The sequence below is a fragment of the Shewanella sp. 10N.7 genome (assembly GCF_020806285.1).
GTDB lineage: Bacteria > Pseudomonadota > Gammaproteobacteria > Enterobacterales > Shewanellaceae > Shewanella > Shewanella electrodiphila.
The window spans coordinates 37934-59562 of the sequence record NZ_JAJGZS010000016.1 but is presented as its reverse complement, the minus strand read 5'-3'; the positions used below and the strand labels follow the sequence as shown (position 1 = coordinate 59562).

Below are 21629 nucleotides of genomic sequence, written 5' to 3'. Positions count from 1 at the left end.
TACGGACAAAAGCCCGTAACCTTTTGCTCTGCCTAAACCATATCACCCGTTTTAGGGTCGTAACCCCAAATTGCATCCGGGTTACCACGTTTCGCCATACGTTCGCGGTAAATAGTCGATACGATATCTGCATCACCAGCTAACAATGCTTTGGTTGAACAAAGCTCTGCACACATAGGTAATTTACCTTCAGCAATACGGTTTGCACCATACTTCTGACGCTCGGCTTCTGAATGGTTCTCTTCTGGGCCACCGGCACAGAAAGTACACTTATCCATTTTGCCGCGACTGCCAAATGCTGTCTTTTTCGGGAACTGAGGTGCACCGAAAGGACAAGCATAGAAACAGTAACCACAACCGATACAAGTATCTTTATCATGCAGTACAATGCCGTCGTCGGTTTGATAAAAACAATCCGCCGGACAAACGGCCATACAAGGTGCATCTGTACAGTGCATACATGCAACTGAAATTGATGCTTCGCCTGGTTCACCATCATTGATAGTAACCACGCGACGACGTTGAATACCCCACTCTAGAGCGGAATCGTTTTCGTTCTTACAAGCTGTGACGCAACCGTTACACTCGATGCAGCGTTTTGTGTCACACAAAAATTTCATGACTGCCATAGTGGCTTATCTCCTCATCAAGTTAATTAAGCTTTGCTGATCTGACACAAGCTAGACTTCGTCTCTTGCATCTGAGTCACAACGTCATAACCATAGGTCATTACTGTATTGGCAGCTTCACCAATAACATAAGGAACCGTGCCTTCTGGGTAGTTTTTCTCTAGGCTCTTGCCTTCGAAAACACCTGCGAAGTGGTATGGCATGAAACATTCACCAGCAATGACTCGTGGAGTCACCATTGCTTTAACTGTGATTTTAGCGCCTTCTGGACTGTGAACGAATACGTCATCACCATCACGTAAGCCGCGATCTGCTGCATCAGCAGGGTTAATCTCAATAAACATTTCTTGCTGTAATTCTGCAAGCCATGGATTTGAGCGCGTTTCTTCACCACCACCTTCATACTCAACTAAACGACCCGTCGTTACTGCTAATGGGAAGTCTTTTGCAAAGTCTTTATCTTGAATTGACTTATACAGAGTAGGAAGACGTGCAACCATACGATCTTCGTAGGTTGGGTACTTAGACACTAAGTCACGACGAGGGGTATATAATGGCTCGCGATGGATTGGGATATCATCTGGGAAGTTCCAAACAATAACACGCGCTTTCGCGTTACCGTAAGGGATACAACCGTGATTAATCGCAACACGTTGGATACCACCAGAAATATCTGTTTTCCAGTTTTTCCCTTCAGCATGAACTTTTTCTTCAGCGGTTAAATCATCCCACCAGCCAAGCTGTTTAAGCATGTCTGCGGTAAATTCAGGATAACCGTCTTGAATTTCACTGCCTTTAGAGTAAGAACCTTCAGCAAGAATGTTGTTACCTTCATGCTCTACACCGTAACGAGCACGGAAGTTACCACCACCATACTTAACTTCACGTCCAGTACGGTACAGAATTTGTGTACCTGGATGTTTGTTTTCTGGTGTGCCCCAACAAGGCCAAGGTAAACCATAAGTCTCACCTTTAGCTGGACCACCTGGTGCTTCTAAGCTTTCAATATCGAAAGTGCCCCAGTTTTCTTGGTGCATTTTCAAACGCTCAGGGCTTTGGCCTGTGTAACCAATAGTCCACATACCTTTGTTGAACTCGCGCGTCATATCTTCGATTAATGGCTCATCGCCATTCACTTTAATATGCTTACAGAATTCAGCTTCGATGCCCCATTTTTTCGCCAGCTTGTACATAATAATGTGGTCAGCTTTTGACTCAAATAAAGGATCGATAACCTGTGTACGCCACTGTAGTGAACGGTTTGAAGCCGATACAGAACCGTAAGTTTCAAACTGTGTCGCTGCTGGCAGTAAATACACACCATCAGTACGTTCGTGCATGACACCTGCCATTGTTGGGAAAGGATCCACAACAACTACTGTGTCCATTTTGTTCAATGCTTCACGCACTTCACGGCCACGAGTTTCAGTGTTAACTGATTGACCCCAGAAGAATGACATACGGATGTTGTCGTTCTGAGCAATCTTAGATTTGTCTTCAAGCACACCATCATGCCAACGTGAACATGGGATACCCGTTGAAGTCATTGGGTCTTGGCCTAAATGTTGAGCTTGGTCGAAACGGCTTTTAACCCAATCGAAATCAAGATCCCATACATTACACCAATGCTTCCAAGAACCCGTTTTCAGGCCGTAGTAACCAGGTAATGTATCGAACAATAAGCCAAAGTCAGTTGCACCTTGAACGTTATCATGACCACGGAAAATGTTAGTACCACCACCTTCAACACCCATGTTACCAAGGGCTAATTGGAGGATACAGTATGCACGAGTGTTCGCATTACCGACGTGATGCTGAGTACCACCCATACACCAAACCACAGTGCCAGGCTTAGTCTCTGCGAGTAATTTAGCCACGCGATGCATTTGCTTTTCTGGTACACCAGCAACATTTTCAACTTCCGCAGGGTTCCACTTCTTCACTTCCTCACGGATACGTTCCATACCGTATACACGTTGGTCGATGAAAGTTTGGTCTTCCCAGCCGTTTTCAAAAATGTGCCACAACAAACCATAAATGTAAGGAATATCCGTACCAGGACGAATATGCACGAACTCGTCAGACTTAGCTGCAGTTCGGGTGAAACGAGGGTCGACTACGATAATTTTCGCGCCGCGCTCTTTACCTTCAAGGATGTGTTGCATTGAAACTGGGTGAGCTTCACAAGGGTTCGAACCGATAAACATCATCGCTTTCGATTTACGAATGTCATTAAATGAGTTCGTTTGCGCACCGTAACCCCAAGTGTTTGCAACACCGGCTACAGTGGTAGAGTGACAAATACGTGCAGAGTGGTCGACGTTGTTCGTGCCCCACATTGCCGCTAATTTGCGGTACATATAAGCTTGTTCGTTTGAGAATTTAGCACTACCCATGAAGAACACTGAATCAGGGCCTGACTCTTGACGAATGTCGAGGGCTTTTTGACCTACTTCTTCAATCGCTTGTTCCCAAGAAAGTTTCTTCCACTTTCCGCCTTCCAGCTTCATTGGGTACTTAAGACGTTTCTCACCATGGCCGTGCTCACGTAGTGCAGCACCTTTAGCACAGTGACCACCAGCGTTAAATGGGTGATCGAATGCAGGTTCTTGACCTGTCCACACACCATTTTGTACTTCAGCGTAAATACCACAGCCCACTGAACAGTGAGAACAAATAGTACGTTTTACTTCAGTTGGTGCATCATGTGGTACGTCTTTAGCTTCTGCTTTACGCATCATTCCAGCACCAAGCATTGATGCAGCGGCGATACCACCTGTTGCGAATGTTGCTGACTTTAAAAATTGGCGACGATTCAGTCCAAGTGCAGGCTTATCTGCCACTTCAACTGTCTCTGTTTTGCGGGTTAATCGCATCACATATTCTCCTTAAATTACTTACTACGTAACGTGTCGTAGTAACTACGTACATGGCTTGTTTCTCTATAACCATCACTTTTACCCACAACTGGTGTGGCTTCTGGTGAGGCAGCTAGAGCTTGTCCGCTAACAGTAGCAACTGCGCCAGCGGCACTGCCGACAGCCAATGCTTTTAGCATTTGACGACGACCCATGTCGGAAGCTTGCTTCTTCATAGTCTCTCCTTAATAAACGCTTAAAATAAAAGGGTAAATACACCCTAGATTGAGTGGGAGTAACCTCCCGTTTCGGTCTATGCCACTGAATTTACATTCAGTGGCATAAATCTTTGTACCAACAACAATGTAGGCTAATTAAGATGCCAATTCATTGGTTGAAGGTTCAATTTTTTCTGCAGATTCTGATGCAGCAGCTTCTGCTTCACTGCCTGGGCAGTTCACAGGGATATCTAAGCTTAATTGCTCAAATTCATTTGCTTCTACTTCAAAAAATGCTTTAGCTAGTAATGCAACTGGAGCGTAAAATGCAGCACTAGGTGTTTTTTCTAATGTGTCACAAAAACGAGCTATCCAGCTGCCAATATGGCGTTGGTAAAACGCTAACTGACGGTAACCGGGTGCTTCTAAAATCAGAGTCCCCATCACTTCACATAATGCAGCAACATGATCTTCAGGCTCTTTCACTTCATCTTCGCGAGCAAAACCCAGTTGCAGTAGGTCTTGACGCAATAAAGCCAAAGGCTTATCCATCAATGAACCTGTCATAAACCAACTTGCATAAGGCAATACTTCACCACGGCCAACACCGTAGAAAATGTTGAAGTATTCTTCTTCGAGTTCTTTTGCGGTGTACTGAGTTGCAGCAACTTTCAATGCAGCCCAAGCCGCTGTCATGTCATTTTCTTCTTCAGCATCGATTTCAAGCTCAGCTAAAAACGCTAGCAGTTCAGTACTTGGCTCACGGCGTAATAAGGCTGCTAATATTTGGTAAATATCTGCCCGTAGCTGATCGTTTTCTGAAATTTCTCTAACTAATTCGGTCATATCGGGTCTCTTATCGAAGTTGCTTCTCAGGGTCTTCAAGAATGTCTTCAAACATATCTTTTACGCGGCAATCACCACACATTTTTAAACGCTCAATATTGGCGTTAAATGCTGAGTGACCTCCAATCATATCAATCATGCGATGAACCATTGATTGAGTTGCAAACGCTGTACCACAGCGAATACATTCAAATGGAGGTTCTTCTTTTAAGGTTTGGCGCTGCTGACGTGACGCTTGGTCTAAATTGACTTGTGAAGTAATCGTAATCACATTCTCAGGACAAGAGCTTTCACATAAACCACACTGAACACAGTCTTGTTCAACAAAATGTAGTGCCGGTTTATCACCGCCATCAGTCAATGCTTGAGTTGGACAAGTCGCCACACAAGACATACATAAAGTACATTTGTCTTGATTAACTTCGACTTTACCGTAAGGCACATTGTGAATAGCAATACAGGTGTCACTTGCTGCAGCTTGTTGATTAAGATGATCAATAGCTGCATATAATGTTTCACGCTTGGTTGTTTGCGTGAAAGCTGCTGGCACAGTTAATGGCCAATCTAAACTTATAGCCAATTTGTCATTAAGTGACGCTAAGGTCTCTGTATCAATTAAACTAATACGTTGCGGCTGACCCATTTCATCTAAAACAGTATTCGCCAGCGACAATTCACCGTTCAACATTTGCGTCAATGTCGGTGCTGTTGCATCTGTATTTAAAATTAATACCTGACGTGCGCCCCAAGCTAACGCTGACATCCAATGATCAATACTGGCAACGGTAATTTCTTCCAGCTCAACCGGAATAATGTCACCGACCAAATCTGCAGTAATTAATTCAGCACCAACGGCACTGTCATGGAATAAAATGACAGGTGCAGCTTGAGCTTGCTCAAGGTAGCGGCTGATTAACTTTTGAATGTAACTATGAAGTGCTTGTGGCGTCGGTAAATCAAATGCGATTGCACCAGTTGGACAAGCATTGGTACAACTGCCAGCACCATGACAAAGGTATGGATCGATTTCAATTTTCTGCTCGATACTGCTAATCGCATCTGCAGGACAGAAATTCAAACAACGGTTACAGCCATTAACGCCATTACGGTTATGTGCACAGATATCACTGTTCACTTTCACATAGCGTGGCTTATCAAACTCACCAACAAGGTCTGGAATTTGCTCTAATGCATCAGCGAGTTTTTCAGCATCTTGGCCGACGTAAAAGTAACCCGGTGGCAGCATTTCAAGGTTTAAACATGGCTCCATGCTCAAATCTAAAACGATATCAAAATGCGGCTTACGGATGGCGATTAAGCTTAATTCAGCTGCTTTACTGTCTTGTCCGTCACTTTCTACTGTTACTTGGAATTGGCCTAAAAAGCCTTTAACAGAGATAAGTTTGTTGTAATAGCTTTCACTATTCACAGCAGCATTCATTACCGCTTCAAGATGCGCTTCATCTTGGCTAGTAATGGCTTCGTTAGCCAAAATTACGGTATTGGCCATAGTAGACAGTTTGTCTGCAGCTAATCGAGCCAAATCTTCTGGGCCGATGACTAACACATTGCCTTCAGTCGTATAACTGACTGTTGGTGGGATCAAGTTTTGGATCACTTGAGTCTGTGCTAATACCTGCTGGCGAACTTGTTGTAGTTCAAGCGGGGTTTGACTATTGCTCACATTGCGTTCCTGAACAGTTTTCAGCTGCTGGGAATACTTATTACGCTGTTCAATCCATTCATAATCAATGCGTCATCTACTCGCGTTAATTACATCAGCTAAAACAATAAGTAAAACACCTAACACGCCAAAATAGTGGACATAAAATTATTGCGTCGAACTAGACTTTTACTTGGCTTTGAAGCGGTTGTTCCACTTCCTGCGCCAGAATCAGATCATCATTCTGATTAATTAAGTCAGTCTCTGCGACTAATTCACTCTTCTCATTTATACCTTGTGGGGCATCAGCTGCATCACCAACTGTGTCATCTCCCTCACTGGCTAATAACTCTTCATCTTCAGCTGTTTCTTCCTCGTCTTTCATGACGTTTCGGAAAACTTTTTTGGCCAACTCAGCAGAGACTTCTGGGCTCAGTTTGGGTTGGTTGCTGTAATCTAAGGCATACTCAAGTAAGCCATCAATTTCGTTATACTGTGGTTGTTTCCATAACGCTTTTAACGCTGCCGATTTTGCCTCAGGAGAGACATTAGCTCCCATAAACGAAGCAAAACTACCGCCAACTTCGATTTTTTCTGGGTCAGGTAAATCTTCAGCTTCAAGTATCTTCTCAGGTTGGTCTGCTTCTGCCGACTCAGCTTGAGCATCATTACTTGGGATTTCTTCGTTATCAGCTTGCGCCTGTAAAGCTTGTGCTTGTTGCTCTTGTTGAGCTAACTCAGCAGTTTCTGCTTCAACTTGTTCGCGACGCTCTGTCCAGCGAGAGAAAAATCCTCTAGGTTTATCGCTCATTAATGACTCCGAAGGTGATCTGTACTTGGGCCTTGATCCTTGCGGCGATTAACGTGTTTACGTCGTTTAGCTGAAATTTCAACTTCTCCATGACGCGTGATAAATGCTTCAACCCAACATGCTAATGCTTCTGGCATTGGCATATTTAACACCGGAGTTTCTGACTCTAAGCAACCTGCAGCGACATTTTGGTCACATGAAATAACGGCAGGAACATAGGTTCCATCCGCTAGCTCATCACACACGATATAAAGCATGGTGTTGTCCATATCTAAATTGATACGGTAACTTCCGCGCTCATCTTTATGTAATTCAAATAACACTAACTTCGCGCCCTCGGGAGCTTCGTGAGTCGCAGGAAGCATTTGATCGACTTCCCACGTCACCGATGGCCACCGACCTATCATTTTCTCAACTTTCTTGAGTGATACGTACATAGGCCAAACATTTTCAGTGTGTTGCATAAAAGCTGTGCCCTTAAAAACATGAATCAACGAGGAATAAACAAAAGAATAATAAATACATAAACTTAATTAACAATTGCGTGACCTTTTCAAATACGAAATATGGCCTTATTCCTCTATATAGTCATTAACCTGCAATAATAGTGCCAAATAAAATCAAACCAAAAATTTGACCTAGATCTCTTAATCAACATTAAGAGTAGGACAATTTGTCCATATTGCTAATTTTACTAGGACATAAGGCTACGTTAATTAGCTGTTCCTGATTAACTTTTGTGTTAGATCACGCATTTACAATCTACTTGCTGTTACGGGAACAAAAGTTGCTATGCTGATACGCAGTTACTTTAATCACGATACTCATCTTAAAGCCGATGACGGCAATGGATGACACAGTCAGAGGCCTCAATATCAATGACGCAATCCAATACACGTGCTAAAGCCCCACTGAAACTCGTCAAAACTCAAGCAGAAGTGCCTTTAACCTTGCCAGTTAAAGCCATAAATGAATTAGGCGAGAGCATTGATAAATTTGTCGCCTGCGAGCGACCACTGACGGTTTACTTGAATTGGCAACCCATTGTGACCTTAATGACTTTGGGCGCTAAGCCTGAGTCTCTTGCCCTTGGCTATTTGAAAAACCAAGGGTTTGTGAATGATGCGAATTTACTCGAATCAATTATTGTCGATTGGGATGTCAATTCGGCAGCTATTCTGACGCAAGAACAAACCGCCGATTTAGATGCAAAGCTCTCTGAAAAAACAGTGACCTCAGGTTGTGGACAAGGCACGGTGTATGGCGGTTTCATGCAAGGGTTGGATGATATCAACTTACCGACACCAGAACTCAAGCAATCTACCTTGTATAGCTTGCTAAAAAATATCAACGCTTATAACGAGACCTATAAGAATGCTGGCGCGGTACATGGTTGCGGTATTTGTAAAGACGATACCATTCAGGCCTTTATTGAAGATGTCGGGCGTCACAATGCTGTTGATACTCTAGCGGGTGATATGTGGCTTGAAGGTGAGAACGGCAATGATAAGATCTTTTATACCACCGGTCGTTTAACCAGTGAGATGGTGATTAAGGTTGCCAAGATGGGGATTCCAGTATTGCTTTCTCGTAGTGGTGTAACCCAAATGGGACTTGAATTAGCACAAAAGATGGGCATTACCATTATTGCGCGAGCTAAAGGGCGCCACTTCTTGGTTTACCATGGCGCTGAAAACATTGAATTTGATGCTAATAAAGAGAAATAACATCATTTATTCACGCTGAGTCAAAAGTGTGTTTTAGCAAAAAAGCCTACTAAAAAAATGGCTCCAAACAAGGAGCCATTTTTATTGCATATTTCTAAATTTTGCCCATTGAAGCCGCTGCGCTTTGGTTAAAAAGCTCCATGCCAATACTCGAGTAATCTTATTTCCCTGTTGCATTTCAATGGTTTTGACACTATCTGCTGATAGTTTCTCTAACAAGGCATAACACGGCTTAAGGTTTTCTGATTTAGACACTAACGAACTAAACCACAAGCACTGTGAAGCAAATTGCTGACTTTCAGTAATCATATTGGCTAAAAACTGCTGCTCACCACCTTCACACCATAACTCGGCTTTTTGGCCACCGAAGTTCAAACCACTTACTGCATTATCTGGTTTTTTAGTGGTTAAAGTTCCAGATGCAGCACCTTTAGCTGTCCCCTTCTTTGCTCTGTTAGCAGCTAAATTGGCGTTTTTCTTTACACTGCCTTGGCTTGCCTCTTCGAGAGAGCGATGAAAAGGCGGATTACACAATGTGATATCAAAGCGTTCATTCTCAGCAATGATACCGCTAAAGATGTGATTGGGGTTATGTTGCTGACGTAAAGAAAGCTTTCTTTTAATCGCCTGATTTTTATCAGCAATACTAGCAACATTGGCAATCGATATAGGATCAATATCACTGGCAACAAATTGCCAACCGTATGACTGAATCCCAAGTAATGGGTAAATACCGTTCGCGCCAGTACCAATATCTAACGCAATGACTTTCTGACCTTTCGGCACTTTGCCTTTGTCACTTAATAAGTCCGCAATGTAGTGTAAGTAATCAACTCTACCTGGAACAGGTGGGCATAAAAAGCCTTGGGGAATATCCCAATGCTCAATCTGATAATCAGTTTTTAGGATTGCCGCGTTTAATGATTTAACTGCTTGAGGATCAGAAAAATCGATTGATAAGTTGCCATAAGGATTAGGCTTAACAAAGTGGGACAATTTGGGACACTCTAAAATAAGCTCTTCAAAATCATAACCTTGGTTATGCTTATTACGAGGGTGTAAAGTCTTTGATATCGGTTTAGCGACTTTAACCTTCGACGATTGAGAAGATTTATTCACCTTTTGAGTTTGCTTGGCACTTTTCGTATTGAGATTAGATTTACGTGCAGTGCCTTTGCTTGATGCTTTGTCTGCTGATGTCGATTGATTTTTATGTTTCATTAATCGTATAAGTACTTAGTAAACAATAAATTAACGACTATTTGTTGCCCAGTTTCTTCTTCTAGAAGCCTATTAACGGTTTCGTAGCACTCACGTCGAATGTCTTCACGGCCCGTTAATGATTTCACTTTGTCTTCCGCTTGGTTACCTAATACCTCAACAATTGCTGAGCGTAACAATGGATCATGATGCTCAATAAGCAAAAGGTGATCAGGATCTTTTACCATCAATTCTACACTGATTTTAACAAAGCCTAACTTCTTACGATTTGAAATGTAATTCGTCACTATGTCAGGTTCAAACCCATAATAAGCAAAGTTTTCTACCGTTTTTTCATCGGCACTATATACATTCATCGATAACATCATTGAAAGTAAAATTGCGTATACATACTTTGCCATAGTTAAACAAACTCCATTATTTATATAAGCTCTGTCGTGATAAACTGCACTCGTTGTGTACATTGTAACGAGTAATGAATGAAAGTGACCAGCCTTAGCTTCCCTTATGGTGAATCAATCCAATGGTTTTCACCTGAGAATTTCAATTCTATGCCAAAAACAGCGCTAAAAGAATGGTTACTTGCCACAGGCAGTTTAACTCAAAAATTAAGAAGCTGTTGCCAACATTTTGAAGTCAAAGTACTTGGGGAGCATCTAACGACCCCGTTAGCTGGCGAATGTCCTCATCAACACCGCGTTTGGGTTCGAGAAGTTTTATTATGCCTCGATGGCGAACCTTGGGTTTTTGCACGGACATTAATCCCCGAAGTATTAACCACTTTTCACCAACATAACTTCAAAGCACTCGGCACTAGACCCTTAGGTGAATTGCTATTTTCAAGTAATGATATTGTCCCAGGAAAAATTGAAGTTGCTGAGTTTGAAAGTTGCAGTAAGCTAGCCCAACTGGCCACCAGCTTATCTCAAGAGGTGAACACGCCTTTATGGGGGCGTCGCCGTTATTTCAATTTAGCTAACCAAGACATTATCGTCAGCGAAATATTCTTACCAGCTGCTGTCGCTAAGATTAATCAATCTATTTAATTCTAGAACAACACCTAACAATAAAAAGGCAGGGATTTCGCCCTGCCTTTTAACATGTCTTGTGTCTTCGCTAAAACAGCGTTAACAGCGCTTTTGTCTTCCAGAGGCAAACAGACCCAATAAAACAATCGATAACCAACCAAGGCTACCGCCACTGCTGCTTGATGGCTCCACTTTTTCTTCTGCTATCTCAGCTGGCAAAGTTAAACTCCATGCATGTCGCTTTTCAGTGCCCTTTTCATCAGTGACGCTCAGCACGATAGTATAAGACCCAGCTAAGGCATAGGTATAATTCTCAGGGCTCATACCCACTATCGTATTGCCATCACCCATATCCCATGAATAATTCAACTCACCAAAGCCACCCGTCGTGGTATTAGTTAACTTAACCGTCATACTGTCATCGCCAACAACTGCAATCTCAAAATTGGCGTTCAACTCAATGATCACTTCAACAATCTGATTGTGAGTCACAGTTGCCCCTTCTGAGTCAGTCACCGTCAGTGAGACCACAAAGGCATCTGATGAACTATAGGTGTGCGTTGGGCTAGCCAAAGTACTGGTTGCATTAGACTCACCAAAGCTCCATAAGTATGTGTAATCAGCACTACCACCTTGGATTACAGCACTAAAGTCAGCGGTATAATCTGTAACGACAACCTCAAAACTGGCTTCAAGAGTCGACTCGTCCGGATTTGTAACCACCGCATTTCGCTTAAACTCTACTGTCGCTGTGTCACTATTTGATGACTGAGCTATCACACTCATGGTTAAGCCTAGCTCTTGCAATACCAAGCCTGATTGAGGTTTTAATGGCGCACTATAATCTCGACTGTCATCAAACAAACTGCTGTTACTCAAATGAGTATCCGATGCATAAGCTGATTGTGTATATAAACTGAAACTCGCGTCACGGATCTGTACATCCGTGCTGTTATTGCCAATAAGGTTTTGATCCGCATCAACAACACCAATTAAGCCGTAACCTGCATGCTCACCAACGTTATTATCTTCATAATTACTGTTTTCAAGCCAAAGCAGCACACCGGCCTCGTAACCGATATTTTCAAGACCTTGGTCAATGCCTTGATAGTTACGCAGCTGGACAATATAACGCTGAGGCAAACCGGGTAAGGTATCTTCAATTCGGTCAAAACCATTGAGAATGACAGCTCCAGCAACTTCAGCACCATCTTGAAGTATCACACTTCCTTGATGATTTATTTCAATATCATCAATCGCAATACCATAACCACCTACAGCCTCGTCGGTAATATAATTGATTTGAATCTGTACATTTTGCCCTGCAAAACTGGTTAAATCATAGGTGAGTTCAACCCAAGAATCAGAACCAATAGCACTGCTATTATCACTCGATAAGCCGGAAATATAGTGATTTACACCACTATAAAGTGAGTTATTAGCCACGGTATGATTACCTTCAATGGCAACCCCATCAACTAATACTTGTGTGTAATCGTAGTCCACCTCGATATCCCAATGCGCTTGAAAAGACAGAGATAACGGCGTGCCAGCAGGTAAATCAGCATCAAAGCTCATGCTATTAGACATTAAATGACCTTTGCCTGAGTGATACTGATACTCACCTGTCAATGGCTGTTTAAAGTCGACTCCTGAGGTTGGAATAGCAATGGAGAGTTGGTTAATATCATCAGCGTTCACTGCTGACACTAAATCAGCGCTAAGTCCTGACTGGTCAATATCGTCCCAACTAATTGATTGTTCGTTAACCCACTTGCCTTTATAACGCTCTTGTAAATATGAACGGGCATACGGGCTAAAACCTGAAGGCCTGGTCCCTGCAATATAAGTTCCACCAGTCGATTGCCCGACCCAAGAACCGCCAGACATTAATGACCAGCTCCCGACAGGCGAACCATCACCACTATAAGCAGTGTCATACTCATCTGGTAAACCTAAGTCATGACCAAATTCATGGGTGATAACTCCCGTTGCCGAATCAATAGGCTGCACTGTGTAACCAAAAACCTTCATTGATGTGCCAGGAATGGTGCTTCCAAAAGAGCTGGCACCGACAAAGAATCGATGCGACCAAATAGCATCAGTACCTAAGGCGCCGCCTCCCGCCTCTTCACCGACACTAGAGTGAAAAATAACAATATGATCAATAATGCCATCAGCTTCATCCAAATTACCGTTGTTGTTCACGTCATAAGGATCTTCAATATCAAACTGGGCTAGCTCAGCACTCGTCATGCCAGCAACAGCTTTGGTCACCGCTTCCATGACTAAATCCGGAGCCGCCATATCATTGTCATCATTATCTGTGTCATTGCCACCATAATGCGCGGCATTATTATCTGCAGTAACCCAGCCTTTAACTTCGCCGTTAAAGGTAAAAGTATCACCGGATGCTTGTTCAAAATACTGATATGCAGTTTCTAGGTTTTCACCATTTGGACCAGTAAAGCCAGTGGTAGAAAACAAAATGTCTTCATAATGTGCCACTGAATAATCATTGTAATACATACCGGTATCGGCCGCTGTCAGCCGATTGTCGTTGTATGGCAAATCAGGAAAATCGACTAGAACAGCAAGCACATTTACGCTTTTCTTTATGTCACTATCAGCAAAGGCAACAACAGAGGCCGCATTTTGCAGCTTAGTTCGTGCGATTTGATTCACACGTTTAGTTTGCGCTAATGGTACCGCGTGATTGTTTGCGCGAGCTTTACGCGTAAAATTAGCAACTGCAATTTGCTTTTCAGCATCAGAAGCATCAACGCTCAGCTCACCCCGTTTCGTTAACCAATAAACAATTTGTTGCGGGTTTATCACCCCTGCATCGGCAGGTGATGTGTGCTTTACTGGAGCCGCCAAGGAAGGAGCACTCAAAATTGCCGCCAAGGTCAATGCTAAAGGAGTGATAAAAGATGATTTGCGGTGCTTTAATATATTAACCATAACTACTTCCCTTGATTACATTTCTTGTAAGCATTATTGCGCTTAGCGATATATTCATTAACAACAGCTTGCTGCTCAGCAGCAGTCATCTCAGAAGTAATATCTCCTCGCTTTAGTAAATTGTTTCTAATTCCTTGAGTGTCCAGCGGAGGCGGCGTCGCACCGCATTGAACTTTAGGAGGCTTAATTTCTGCATGGGTATTTTGAACTGCAGTTTGGTGGCTGCATGCCAGTAAAGAACCGCTTAAAAGTACTGCTAAAATCCGTTTCATAAGTCAACTTACAACATTGTAGATTAACCGAACATTAACAGTTGTTACCGCGCGATCACAAATTAAATCCACAGAATTTTAGCCCCATTTACATAGCCAGTGTTTACATAAATAGACAGTGGTTAAGCAAGATAAATAAACTGAATCTTTTCAGATTTTTAGCCTTAAACAATAACAACAAAAAAGGCCGCGATTGCGGCCTAGGTATACATACTTTATTTAAAAGGTTGAGCGCTTATGCAGTGCTTTTCAAATAACTTGAAACACCATCTAAGAACATTTGTACTGAAATCATCACCAATACCATTCCCATCAGTCGCTCAACCGCAGTGAGTCCTTTTTCGCCCAGTAGTCGGGTGAATACTTTATAAAATAGTAAAATCACCGCACTCACACCCCAAGCAGCAAGCAACGCAATAGTCCAATCAGTCATTCGGGAGCTATCACTATGGGCAAGTAGAATTAATGCCGCCAATACAGAAGGGCCTGCCATTAGTGGGATTGCCATTGGTACAATAAAAGGCTCTTCGCCTGCAGCAAGCCCGACGACTCCGCCCGGCTGCGGAAATATCATTTTAATCGCAATTAAAAATAAAATAATACCGCCAGCAATACTCACCGACTCTTGGCGTAAGTTGAGGAAATTAAGTATCGCTTCGCCAGCAAATAAAAACAGCAGCATGATGGCTAACGCAATCAACAACTCACGAATAAGCACCCGACGACGTTTTTTAGGTTCGATATGTCGCAAAATTGAGGCGAAAATCGGTAAATTCCCTAAAGGATCCATGATCAAAAATAGCATCACAGCAGCTGAAAATATGTCCATTACAAATATTCTATTATTAATTAACAAAGAAGCGCCATTGTATACTTAATGAGGCTGTTTTGGAGGTATGAACAGTAAGATTTGTTTATATTTGTCGGTTTTCGTGGATGTTTACCGTGTAAATTCTAAAGATGATGAATAATCAAGCTAAGCAAGTATTAAGTTAAATGAAATACTAGGATATACTTGATTGTTTTTTTCGTCTCTTTGATTCTTTTGGATTCCATGCTCTATCTTGTCGCTAGTTGTATTGCACTTTTATTCGGACCACTTTTTTATCGCTACTTCTCATCGGGAAGTGGGCTACAAAAAGGCTTGGACGGATTTATCTTCGTCTCTTTAGGCGGGCTAGTGCTTATTCATATTTTGCCTGAACTGCTCGAGCACGGCGGGATCCTCACATTATTATTTGTCGTGCTTGGCCTTTGGGGGCCTACAGCAAGCGAACGACTATTTCATCGATATTCTGAAATCACTCATAACGTCACCTTGACCCTAGGGATTGGTGGTTTATTGCTGCATACCATTACTGATGGCGGTGCAATGGTACTGGCTCAGCAAGAAGGTAATTCAACTTTACTTGCTCTTGGAGTCATCATGCATCGACTGCCTGTTGGTGTGGCTATTTGGTGGTTGTTAAAGCCGCAAGTAGGCACAAAGTGGGCGAGTGCAGTGCTTGTGGCAATGATGGCATTAACCTCTGTGGGTTATTTTGCCGGTGAGCAACTACTACAGCATTTAAGCATCGACAATACTGTTTACCTCCAAGCATTTGTTACTGGTTCTATTTTGCATGTGGTGCTACATCAACCCCATGGCAATCAAAATGATGATGTCCAGGGTCGTTACCAATATCAAGCGGGTATTGGCAGCTTACTGGGTGTTGGATTACTAGCATTGTTATTACTTGTTGATACAGGTGGTCATAACCACCATAGCCACGGCTCAGATCAATTTATGACTTGGTTACTCACAATCTCACCGATTCTGATTCTAAGCTATTTGATCGCAACGGCACGATTTAAAGCGGGTTTATCGCCTTTAAACGAAGGGTTAGCTAGTCGCTGGCTACAACGTTTAGCGGGCCCTGAAGCATTGATAATTACCCTATTATTACTCGGTCCATGGTTTGCAATATATCAAGCCATTGGCTTATTGGTTATTGGTACATTACTGAGTTTAGGTAACGTTGAGCTTACTGATCCCCATGAAAACCTACCGCAATCAGCATGGCGTTTTGGTTTTGCACACTTGGTAGATAGAAGTGCCCCTTGGATTGCTTTAAGCCTTATTTTGGCGAATTTAATTGGTCACCCTTCGATACACCTTGAGCACCCAGCGCTGCAAGTATTGATTCTGCTGGCGGTATTTTTACCAATGCGTTTCTGTAATCTAGGTGCTGCGGTATTAGCCCTTTCACTAGCCTATAGCGGCTGGAGTAATGTGGCTGTTGCGTTTGCCTTAATCGCTGCGCCTGTACTCAGTATTAGTCAGCTTAAACTGATGAGTTGGGGAATGCGCGCCGCTTTATCGACAGTGTTAGTTGTAGCTTTGTTATTTGCACATCACTATCTTGTCGATTGGCACCAATTATTAACCTTGCCAGATAGCATCAACATTACTGCTGCTGTGGTAGTAGGGTTAATCTTTAGCGCCAGCTTATTGCGTTTAGGCCCAAGAAAATTCCTCAGTCGTTTGCTGATTAAGTTTAACAGCCACAGTCATGATCACAGTCATAAAGACGGCCATGAGCACAATCACGGTCATCATCACTAAACTTATGCCATACTCAGTCTCAGCTTATTCTAACCAAGCATTGTCGTAGCGCTTGCTGCGACAATCGCGCAGCAGGATATAACGGTAACGTCTTAATTTAATCCGTTTAATTCACCCATACTGCTTTACTAATGCTTCACCTGTAAATTTTAGGTTATGATGTTTTATCATCTTCTTTAGGTAGAGCTTATGTGCATTTTATTTATCGCTGTCGACATGCATCCCAAATGGCCTTTGATTGTTTGTGCTAATCGAGATGAGTTTCATCACCGCCCTACTGAACCTGCTCACTTTTGGCCAATTGCTGCCAGTTCAACTAACCAAGCCACATCCTCAGCCGCTCAAATCCTAGCAGGCAAAGACTTACAAGCAGGTGGCACTTGGCTAGGCGTCAATAAACTCGGGCAATTTTCAGCCTTAACCAATATACGCCTCCAATCTGAACATGAAGGCATGCGTAGTCGTGGCGAGTTAGTGCTTAAAGCCCTATCGGGTGACGGCTTATTGAATCAACAATGGTTACATCAGCATAGTGACAACTACAGCCCATTTAATCTGGTTTATCAGCAAGATAACCAGCTATGGTGTTTTAATAGCGCTACAGCGGAAAATTTACCATTGAGCAAAGGATTTCATGCGGTCAGTAATGGCGCGTTAGACGATGTCTGGCCGAAAATGGCTAAAGGGCAACAGGCGTTAGAGCAACATGTATTGAGCCATGACGAGCCAGATATAGCACAAATGCTATCATTCATGCGCGATGAATCTGAGGCAGATGACACCGGTTTGCCAAACACTGGTATTGATCTTGAGTGGGAAAGATTACTTTCAGCGATATTTATTAAGCACCCAGAATATGGCACTCGTTCCACCAGCGTGGTGATGCAGGACAGTAAAGGTAATATTGAATTTACCGAAGTACGTTACGACGGTAAATCCAGAAATCTAGGGCAGCAACGATTCAGTATAAGCACTGAATAGCTTGCCCATTTTGATAAAATAAACCGCTAGTCTGATGAATGATCATGAGTAATAACCCACTTATCATCAATACGTTCAATCAATAAGGTAAACACACCACTTGGTTTGTCCTTAGCGCGTTCTAATGTCCAGCGCCCAACGACGAGTGCCGCATAGTTACTGAGCATTTTAATTTCTCGCACTTTAAAGTTGAGCTTGCCCATTCTGGCAGAGGTTGGATAGCTACGCTTGTAACTGGCTAATATTGAATCCCAGCCATAGTTGTACTTACCATTAGACACAAAACGCAGCTTGTCGCTTTTCCAGTAACCTTGCATGTAAGCGTCAATATCACCGCTATTCCAGGCTTTTTCTTGGTTAGAAATAACAGAGCGAATGCGATCCGTCGGAATTGCACTGTCTGAATTCACTTCATCTAAAGAAATAGGTGCAGCATCTTCTGGGTTTATATCAACAGCAGCAACGGGGGTTACTGGTGTAAAAGCTTCAGGCTGCTTTGGCTTGTCATCATTATCAGCCACATTAGCCGGTTCATCAGGTATCACTTCACTGATGTCTGTAACAGCGTCTTCTACAGCAGTTTTTGTCTCAGCAATATCTACAGCTTTAATTGAGCCGACTTGCACTTTTTCAGTGGTTGTTGGCTTTAATGGTACTGATTTGAGAACTTGCTCAGTCGATGTTTCAGTAACCGTGCCAGCTTCTGCTACTGTTTGAACTGCCGTGTTATTTTCTGCAGCCGGTAAGGTGTCCATCGAGACTTTTTCAGTCGCGATACTCACCATTGAAAACAGCACACAAAAAACGCTGCTACTGATTATTGTAAGGTGCTTCACACACTCTCCTCGCTGATTGGATATGCTTGATTTCTCCAGAAGAAAAAAAGAATTAGTCCTTTTGTATTACGACAATGAATACGATAGGTTAGTTAACTATCACAGCATTGACGCTTAAAATGGGTTTGTAATCTGGCATTTTACCGACTCAATCGACACTGTAATCAGGCCGGTATTGTTTGGTAAACAAATCATAACCCAAATAATATTCGTAAAATATTTCATTATCTTATCGTTAGATTCTAGCGTATCAGATACAAATAAACTGGAAAATAGTCCATGTTTCGCAAAATTAGTTTATCGCTACTCACAATATGTGGTTGGCAGTTTGAGGGGAGCGCGCCTCATGATGGCCAGTTCATTATGGTCGTTGGCCCGCATACCAGTAATTGGGATTTTATTATCGGAATCATTGCGCGATCTGCGCTGGGGATAAACATCCATTTCTTAGGTAAACACCAATTGTTTATTCCACCTTGGGGCTGGTTCTTCAAATGGCTCGGTGGCAGCCCTGTTGATCGCCGTAAGAATAACAACATGGTCGATGCAGCAGTGCAGCATTTTGAAGCCGATAATCAATACAAACTAGCATTAGCCCCTGAAGGAACACGCAGTGAGGTTACCCGTTGGAAAACAGGATTTTACCATATTGCGGTAAAAGCGAAGGTGCCCATTATTACTGTGGGACTGGACTTTTCACGTAAATCGATAGTGCTCAATAAGCCGATGGATACCAGTGATGATATGTCAGCGGACATGAATCAGATACTGGATTTTTTTCGCGGTATAACGGGACATCACCCTAAGGTGATCCCTGATTATCAGCCTTCAAAAACACAAAAGCCGAACTAGACAAGGTTAGTTCGGCTTTTGTTTCTGTCACTTTTAAGCAATAGCTAATAACTAAGATGCTAATGCACTTTAGTGTCAGGTTTAATACTGCGAATATCGTTACCCGTTGGGTTTTGGAATGCTTTTAAACCAAACTCAGGCAGGATGGCAAAGATATGGTCAAAGATATCAGCTTGGATCCCTTCATAAAATGCCCAACGCGTATCGTTAGTGAAGACATACAATTCAATAGGTAAACCTTCAGTGGTTGGCGCAAGTTGGCGCACCATTAAAGTCATGTCTTTATGAAGCTTATTATTATGGCGAAGATACGCATCTAAGTAAGCTCTAAAGGTGCCTACATTCGTTAAGCGACGACCATTCACTGGCATATCAAAATCATTAACCTGCTCATTTGAGTGATTGATTTCAGATACGACTTTAGGAAAGTAATCTTTGAGGTAATTCACTTTTGATAATCGTTCTATTTCTTGTTCAGATAAAAAATGAATACTATTCACATCAAGATTAATTGCGCGCTTGATACGACGACCACCTTTTTCAGACATGCCACGCCAGTTTTTAAATGCATCTGATACCAACGCATAAGCTGGGATCATCGTAATGGTATTATCCCAATTACGTACTTTTACGGTATTCAGCGACACCTCATCTACTGCGCCATCTGCGCCGTATTTATCCATTTGGATCCAATCGCCTTTACTCACCATGCGGTTGGCCGCAAGCTGAATACCCGCAACAAAGCCTAGAATCGTATCTCTAAACACCAACATGACTAAACCCGTCGCCACACCTAAACCACTTAAGAAATAGACGGGTGACTGATCAGCAAGCACTGAAACCGAAATAATGACGCCAATGAAAAATAAGAACAGTTTAAACAGCTGCACAAAACTTTTTACAGGCAAGCGACGGCTAATAAGCTTTACATCGGCAATTTCATTTAAGGCATCAAGACCTGCATAAATCGCACGAATAATAAAAATTACCACCAGTACGCTTAAACCGCGATCAAGTATGACACCTAATAAATCCTGATGGGTCAACACGATAGGTACGAATAGGTCGAGGATAAATGCAGGTACTAACAAGGCTAACTTTTCAAGCACGCCATAGCGCATGAAGATGTCATCCCAGGTCACTGCAGATTTGCGAATAACAGCATTAACCGCCTTAACAAAGACTTTTTTAGTAATGTAGTAAGCAATCGTTGCGACTAAAAAGCTGACAAACAATAGAATTGATGTCGCCACGCTATCGGAAGGCTGACTATTCACCCCTGCTTCCAGTAACCACTGGGCAATATCTGCGCGTAACTCGTTATCCACTACTTTCATTCCTTAATGACCAAAAAATCATTGGCTAACATATCATATTTCTGCTTTGAAACGATGGCAATCAAATATATGACAAAACATCAGTAAGCTTTCCACTGACATAAAACAAATTGTTAACACTAATGGCCTATTCAACGATATCGGCCGCAAAAATACGGGCAAATATTGACCTCTGATTGGCAAACCCTAACAATAGCGCCATCCAATCAGGTAGAGGTATTCATGAAAAAAATCTGGCTTGCCATTACATTCTCTATTAGCTTAGTTGCTTTTAGCCAACAAGCTCAAGCAAACACGACAGAAGAAGGTCAACAATACACTCCGTCAGTAGCCTTGCTGGTAGATTATGTTGATAGTCGTGGTGATATGTTTGGTGTCACGATTGCTGCAAAACATTTCGACCCAGATTATGCCGATTGGGGCTATTACATTGGTTATGCTTGGGGCGATAAATACGATCTTGATGTGCCTGAGCCTGGCGAAGGTTATGCTAAAGAATACATGTGGCGCTTCGGTCTAAGTTACAGCCTAACCCAAGACTTAAGTGTCTATGGTGGCGCAACAGCCTACATTTATGAAGAAAACACCACTGATAATATTGTGCCTTTCATTGTCGGCGGTGAGCCTGTGTGGGAACGCAGCCGCAACAAAGAATGGGGAGCTGAGTTTGGCGTGAGATATAACGTCACCAAAGGCTTTGTTATTGGTGCTGGTTACGATACGAGTGCTGATGCTGCCATTTTCTCTATTGGTGTAACCATGTAAGCAGATTGAGACTTGA

Annotated in this window: 20 protein-coding genes; 6 read left to right on the top strand and 14 right to left on the bottom strand. The window is 42.6% G+C overall.

The window, feature by feature from the left end; all coding sequences use genetic code 11:
- Positions 1 to 32: 32 nt before the first annotated feature.
- The 7 genes from fdh3B to LMH66_RS11565 form a co-directional block, all read right to left on the bottom strand.
- On the bottom strand, positions 33 to 629 hold the full coding sequence (gene fdh3B / locus LMH66_RS11595) for a formate dehydrogenase FDH3 subunit beta (protein WP_102527587.1): 597 nt from the start codon (positions 627 to 629) through the stop codon (positions 33 to 35).
- A 26-nt stretch (positions 630 to 655) separates the two neighbouring features.
- Positions 656 to 3505: a formate dehydrogenase subunit alpha gene (locus LMH66_RS11590; RefSeq protein WP_102527586.1), complete on the bottom strand. Its 2850-nt coding sequence runs from the start codon at positions 3503 to 3505 to the stop codon at positions 656 to 658.
- Positions 3506 to 3522: 17 nt separating this feature from the next.
- The gene (locus tag LMH66_RS11585) at positions 3523 to 3723 is read right to left on the bottom strand and encodes a twin-arginine translocation signal domain-containing protein (protein ID WP_102527585.1); all 201 of its coding nucleotides are present in this window, start codon (positions 3721 to 3723) and stop codon (positions 3523 to 3525) included.
- A gap of 138 nt (positions 3724 to 3861) precedes the next feature.
- A complete protein-coding gene (locus tag LMH66_RS11580; protein WP_229370188.1) occupies positions 3862 to 4551 on the bottom strand; it encodes a TorD/DmsD family molecular chaperone in 690 nt (229 codons plus the stop codon).
- A gap of 10 nt (positions 4552 to 4561) precedes the next feature.
- On the bottom strand, positions 4562 to 6235 hold the full coding sequence (locus tag LMH66_RS11575; protein WP_229370186.1) for a 4Fe-4S binding protein: 1674 nt from the start codon (positions 6233 to 6235) through the stop codon (positions 4562 to 4564).
- A 160-nt stretch (positions 6236 to 6395) separates the two neighbouring features.
- A complete protein-coding gene (locus LMH66_RS11570) occupies positions 6396 to 7025 on the bottom strand; it encodes a DUF3306 domain-containing protein (RefSeq protein ID WP_229370185.1) in 630 nt (209 codons plus the stop codon).
- Positions 7025 to 7489, bottom strand: a complete 465-nt coding sequence (locus LMH66_RS11565; protein ID WP_102527581.1) for a DUF3305 domain-containing protein — start codon at positions 7487 to 7489, stop codon at positions 7025 to 7027. The genes LMH66_RS11570 and LMH66_RS11565 overlap by 1 nt, the downstream gene beginning before the upstream one ends.
- 414 nt (positions 7490 to 7903) lie before the next feature.
- Here LMH66_RS11565 and LMH66_RS11560 point away from each other — a divergent pair, with 414 nt between their 5' ends.
- On the top strand, positions 7904 to 8752 hold the full coding sequence (locus LMH66_RS11560) for a formate dehydrogenase accessory sulfurtransferase FdhD (RefSeq protein WP_229370273.1): 849 nt from the start codon (positions 7904 to 7906) through the stop codon (positions 8750 to 8752).
- Positions 8753 to 8833: 81 nt separating this feature from the next.
- On the opposite strand, the gene rlmF is transcribed toward LMH66_RS11560, so the two are convergent.
- Both rlmF and LMH66_RS11550 read right to left on the bottom strand, forming a co-directional pair.
- On the bottom strand, positions 8834 to 9973 hold the full coding sequence (rlmF, locus tag LMH66_RS11555) for a 23S rRNA (adenine(1618)-N(6))-methyltransferase RlmF (RefSeq protein ID WP_229370182.1): 1140 nt from the start codon (positions 9971 to 9973) through the stop codon (positions 8834 to 8836).
- Positions 9973 to 10374 (bottom strand): flagellar basal body-associated protein FliL, encoded by a 402-nt coding sequence (locus LMH66_RS11550; RefSeq protein ID WP_102527578.1) that lies wholly within the window; start codon positions 10372 to 10374, stop codon positions 9973 to 9975. The genes rlmF and LMH66_RS11550 overlap by 1 nt, the downstream gene beginning before the upstream one ends.
- A gap of 78 nt (positions 10375 to 10452) precedes the next feature.
- On the opposite strand from LMH66_RS11550, the gene LMH66_RS11545 reads away from it, so the two are divergent.
- Positions 10453 to 11019, top strand: a complete 567-nt coding sequence (locus LMH66_RS11545) for a chorismate--pyruvate lyase family protein (RefSeq protein ID WP_229370180.1) — start codon at positions 10453 to 10455, stop codon at positions 11017 to 11019.
- 81 nt (positions 11020 to 11100) lie between these two features.
- Here the strand turns inward: LMH66_RS11545 and LMH66_RS11540 are convergent, their stop codons facing one another.
- The 3 genes from LMH66_RS11540 to LMH66_RS11530 form a co-directional block, all read right to left on the bottom strand.
- Positions 11101 to 13965: an immune inhibitor A domain-containing protein gene (locus LMH66_RS11540; protein WP_229370177.1), complete on the bottom strand. Its 2865-nt coding sequence runs from the start codon at positions 13963 to 13965 to the stop codon at positions 11101 to 11103.
- A gap of 2 nt (positions 13966 to 13967) precedes the next feature.
- Positions 13968 to 14237 (bottom strand): hypothetical protein, encoded by a 270-nt coding sequence (locus tag LMH66_RS11535; protein ID WP_229370175.1) that lies wholly within the window; start codon positions 14235 to 14237, stop codon positions 13968 to 13970.
- Positions 14238 to 14472: 235 nt separating this feature from the next.
- Positions 14473 to 15066, bottom strand: a complete 594-nt coding sequence (locus LMH66_RS11530; RefSeq protein ID WP_102527576.1) for a YhgN family NAAT transporter — start codon at positions 15064 to 15066, stop codon at positions 14473 to 14475.
- Between the two features lie 225 nt (positions 15067 to 15291).
- Here LMH66_RS11530 and LMH66_RS11525 point away from each other — a divergent pair, with 225 nt between their 5' ends.
- Complete coding sequence (locus tag LMH66_RS11525) at positions 15292 to 16842, top strand: metal transporter (protein ID WP_102527575.1); 1551 nt, start codon at positions 15292 to 15294, stop codon at positions 16840 to 16842.
- A gap of 189 nt (positions 16843 to 17031) precedes the next feature.
- Positions 17032 to 17823: an NRDE family protein gene (locus LMH66_RS11520; protein ID WP_102527574.1), complete on the top strand. Its 792-nt coding sequence runs from the start codon at positions 17032 to 17034 to the stop codon at positions 17821 to 17823.
- Positions 17824 to 17849: 26 nt separating this feature from the next.
- Here LMH66_RS11520 and LMH66_RS11515 read toward each other — a convergent pair whose 3' ends face one another.
- Complete coding sequence (locus LMH66_RS11515) at positions 17850 to 18272, bottom strand: YybH family protein (RefSeq protein WP_229370270.1); 423 nt, start codon at positions 18270 to 18272, stop codon at positions 17850 to 17852.
- Between the two features lie 666 nt (positions 18273 to 18938).
- Here LMH66_RS11515 and LMH66_RS11510 point away from each other — a divergent pair.
- A complete protein-coding gene (locus tag LMH66_RS11510; RefSeq protein WP_229370173.1) occupies positions 18939 to 19511 on the top strand; it encodes a lysophospholipid acyltransferase family protein in 573 nt (190 codons plus the stop codon).
- Between the two features lie 59 nt (positions 19512 to 19570).
- Here the strand turns inward: LMH66_RS11510 and LMH66_RS11505 are convergent, their stop codons facing one another.
- The gene (locus LMH66_RS11505) at positions 19571 to 20839 is read right to left on the bottom strand and encodes a mechanosensitive ion channel family protein (protein ID WP_102527572.1); all 1269 of its coding nucleotides are present in this window, start codon (positions 20837 to 20839) and stop codon (positions 19571 to 19573) included.
- Between the two features lie 231 nt (positions 20840 to 21070).
- Between LMH66_RS11505 and LMH66_RS11500 the strand changes: the two genes are divergently transcribed.
- A complete protein-coding gene (locus LMH66_RS11500) occupies positions 21071 to 21613 on the top strand; it encodes a TonB-dependent receptor (protein ID WP_102527571.1) in 543 nt (180 codons plus the stop codon).
- Positions 21614 to 21629 lie beyond the last annotated feature (16 nt).

Excerpts from the sequence above, each read along its gene's own strand:
- fdh3B (WP_102527587.1), bottom strand. The coding sequence starts at position 629 with ATGGCAGTCATGAAATTTTTGTGTGACACAAAACGCTGCATCGAGTGT.
- LMH66_RS11590 (WP_102527586.1), bottom strand. The coding sequence starts at position 3,505 with ATGCGATTAACCCGCAAAACAGAGACAGTTGAAGTGGCAGATAAGCCT.
- LMH66_RS11585 (WP_102527585.1), bottom strand. The coding sequence starts at position 3,723 with ATGAAGAAGCAAGCTTCCGACATGGGTCGTCGTCAAATGCTAAAAGCA.
- LMH66_RS11580 (WP_229370188.1), bottom strand. The coding sequence starts at position 4,551 with ATGACCGAATTAGTTAGAGAAATTTCAGAAAACGATCAGCTACGGGCA.
- LMH66_RS11570 (WP_229370185.1), bottom strand. The coding sequence starts at position 7,025 with ATGAGCGATAAACCTAGAGGATTTTTCTCTCGCTGGACAGAGCGTCGC.
- LMH66_RS11565 (WP_102527581.1), bottom strand. The coding sequence starts at position 7,489 with ATGCAACACACTGAAAATGTTTGGCCTATGTACGTATCACTCAAGAAA.
- LMH66_RS11560 (WP_229370273.1), top strand. The coding sequence starts at position 7,904 with ATGACGCAATCCAATACACGTGCTAAAGCCCCACTGAAACTCGTCAAA.
- rlmF (WP_229370182.1), bottom strand. The coding sequence starts at position 9,973 with ATGAAACATAAAAATCAATCGACATCAGCAGACAAAGCATCAAGCAAA.
- LMH66_RS11550 (WP_102527578.1), bottom strand. The coding sequence starts at position 10,374 with ATGGCAAAGTATGTATACGCAATTTTACTTTCAATGATGTTATCGATG.
- LMH66_RS11545 (WP_229370180.1), top strand. The coding sequence starts at position 10,453 with ATGAAAGTGACCAGCCTTAGCTTCCCTTATGGTGAATCAATCCAATGG.
- LMH66_RS11540 (WP_229370177.1), bottom strand. The coding sequence starts at position 13,965 with ATGGTTAATATATTAAAGCACCGCAAATCATCTTTTATCACTCCTTTA.
- LMH66_RS11535 (WP_229370175.1), bottom strand. The coding sequence starts at position 14,237 with ATGAAACGGATTTTAGCAGTACTTTTAAGCGGTTCTTTACTGGCATGC.
- LMH66_RS11530 (WP_102527576.1), bottom strand. The coding sequence starts at position 15,066 with ATGGACATATTTTCAGCTGCTGTGATGCTATTTTTGATCATGGATCCT.
- LMH66_RS11525 (WP_102527575.1), top strand. The coding sequence starts at position 15,292 with ATGCTCTATCTTGTCGCTAGTTGTATTGCACTTTTATTCGGACCACTT.
- LMH66_RS11520 (WP_102527574.1), top strand. The coding sequence starts at position 17,032 with ATGTGCATTTTATTTATCGCTGTCGACATGCATCCCAAATGGCCTTTG.
- LMH66_RS11510 (WP_229370173.1), top strand. The coding sequence starts at position 18,939 with ATGTTTCGCAAAATTAGTTTATCGCTACTCACAATATGTGGTTGGCAG.
- LMH66_RS11500 (WP_102527571.1), top strand. The coding sequence starts at position 21,071 with ATGAAAAAAATCTGGCTTGCCATTACATTCTCTATTAGCTTAGTTGCT.